The organism is Brotocaccenecus cirricatena (assembly GCF_020687045.1).
GTDB lineage: Bacteria > Bacillota > Clostridia > Oscillospirales > Oscillospiraceae > Vescimonas > Vescimonas cirricatena.
The window spans coordinates 1-2,045 of sequence record NZ_JAJEPW010000138.1; the positions used below are offsets into that span (position 1 = coordinate 1).

At 55.2% G+C, this 2,045-nt stretch carries 2 protein-coding genes and 1 pseudogene; all 3 read right to left on the minus strand.

What is annotated here, in order from left to right:
- Positions 1-2: 2 nt before the first annotated feature.
- On the minus strand, positions 3-749 hold the full coding sequence (locus tag LKD37_RS17395; RefSeq protein ID WP_270485290.1) for a replication initiator protein A: 747 nt from the start codon (positions 747-749) through the stop codon (positions 3-5).
- A gap of 130 nt (positions 750-879) precedes the next feature.
- Positions 880-1,266 (minus strand): cysteine-rich VLP domain-containing protein, encoded by a 387-nt coding sequence (locus LKD37_RS17400; protein WP_117659801.1) that lies wholly within the window; start codon positions 1,264-1,266, stop codon positions 880-882.
- Positions 1,256-2,045 (minus strand): annotated as a pseudogene (locus LKD37_RS17405) (relaxase/mobilization nuclease domain-containing protein); the annotation flags it as partial. The pseudogene LKD37_RS17405 and the gene LKD37_RS17400, both read right to left, overlap by 11 nt.

Below are 2,045 nucleotides of genomic sequence, written 5' to 3' on the forward strand. Positions count from 1 at the left end.
TTTCATAAGCTCTCGCCCTCCTTGCATGAATAATCGGGTATGCCCTGTTTCGGGGCAGCCTTGCCTTTGGCAGCGTCTTCCTGCGCCCACTTGTAAATGGTGGCTGCATGGCTGTGGTACTGCTTCCCAGTGGAAGCGATATGGCAGGAAAGCCGGTCAAGGTAATACTCCCACTTGCCGGGGAAGTCCTGTTCCAGTTCCAAAAGTTCTGCGTCAGAAAGGAATACATTTTTATATCTGCCATAAGCGGCAGGGGGCTGCCCCTCACTCGCTCTTTTTGTTTGGCTCTCTATTAGGTTGTTTATATTAGTTTGGTTAGGGGACGGTTTTCCGACCGTCATAAGGTCAGTTTTCCGGCTGTCAGTTGGTCGGTTTCCCGCCCTTATGAGGGTCGGTTTTCCGTCCGTCAGTTGGTCGGAAAACTGTACCACTGGAATAGGCGGCACTTTCACATACAGACGGTTGGCGGCAGAAAAGCCCGTCCGTCTGCGTTCCAGCAGCCCGGCAGCGTCCAGTTCGTTCAGTGCGCCCTTTATGGTGGTGCAGCCTTTATCCAGCATTTCCGCTATCTCTGCTATGGGGTAGACAATGTATATCCGTCCCTCGCTGTCCTGCCAGCCGTTCTTCTGCGAAAGGGTGGAACGGTCTAACAGCAGCACATACAGCAGCTTGGCGGTGTGGGATATGTCCATTTTCAGCAGGAAACGGGGGTAAGGCAGGTAAGCGGGCAGCTCCGTTTCTGCGGTCATATAATCAGCGATAGGGTTCACCTCCTTGTGGTGTCTGTCTATGGGTTCTGTTACGCTTTTAGGGGGCGTTTTCGGGGGAAAAGGATAAATGTATCACGCACCCTTTGACACCCTCCAAAAAAGCCTTGATTTATGCGGGTTTGAAATGCCCTAAAGCGTGACATTTCTCCCTTTGTTTCCGCTTCCGTTTGGCGGCGTTTATCCGCTTCATGCGTCCGGCGCAGTCCGGGCAGTATTTCCCCCGGTTGGATTTGGGGACAAAGAACGCCCCGCAGACAGCGCAGCGTTTCCGGCTTTCCCGGCGCATGAGGGCGGCCTCCAGTGCTTCATCAAGGGGCAGGACAGCGGCAGTAAACCAGCGGCAGAGCAGCGAATAGCTGATACTCTGCACACACACGCAAGGCTCGCCGTCCTCCAACAGCAGACAATTCCCGCTGTCATAGTTGCAGCACTCATGCACAAGGCGGCGGGCTGCCCGGTACTGGCGGTAGTCCATGCGGGGGATATTACCGTTCATGGCTCTGCTCCTTTCTGCGTTGCGGCTCGCTCCGGCGTAAAATCTGGTCGATATTGCCCTTGACAGTCTGCAAGCGGCGGTATTCCTCCCGTTTTGCCCGGTAATCGTTGTAGCCGCTGTTTTTCTCTTTGATAAGGGCTTCAATCTCTGCTTGCAGGGCTTTATAGCTCGGCAGCTTGGAAATGCCGTTCTCCCTGAAATAGCGGGCGGCTGCGTCTGCTATGATAAAGTCGCTTTCGTACTTCTGACGGTAGGCTGATTTTGCTTTGGCGTTTTTCTGCTGTTTCAGCCCGTCCCGGACAGGGCGGGTCTTGGAATAGGCAAGCACCTGTCGTTGCAGCTCCTTTTTCCCGTTCAGCGTCTTTTCCACCTGCTTCAGCTCTGCAAGGCTTTCCTGCATGGCGGCATAGGCGGCAGAACAGGCTTCGTCCAATTCCTCCGGGGAAGAAAAGCCGTACTGCTGGTAGGCTGTAACGGTAGCCGCCATTTGCTTTAGGTTGTGCTTTGCCGCCCAGCGGTCATAGCCTACGCCCTTGCCCTCGGCTCGCTTTGCTTCCCGGTCAACCATGCGCTGCAAGGTGGTGTCTGCCGGGGTAGTTTTTGTGGTTTTTTCCTCCCGCAAGCGTCCCTTTTGTGTGTGGGGGTATTCGGGTATGGCTGTGGTCTGTTCGGCGGCTCTGTGGGCGTTCTGTGTGAGCAGGGCAAGGACAGCAGCCTTGTCAAAATCGTCCCCCAGCTTCCGGGCTGTGATAGGCTTTGTCCTGTCCGGCGTGAGGTAG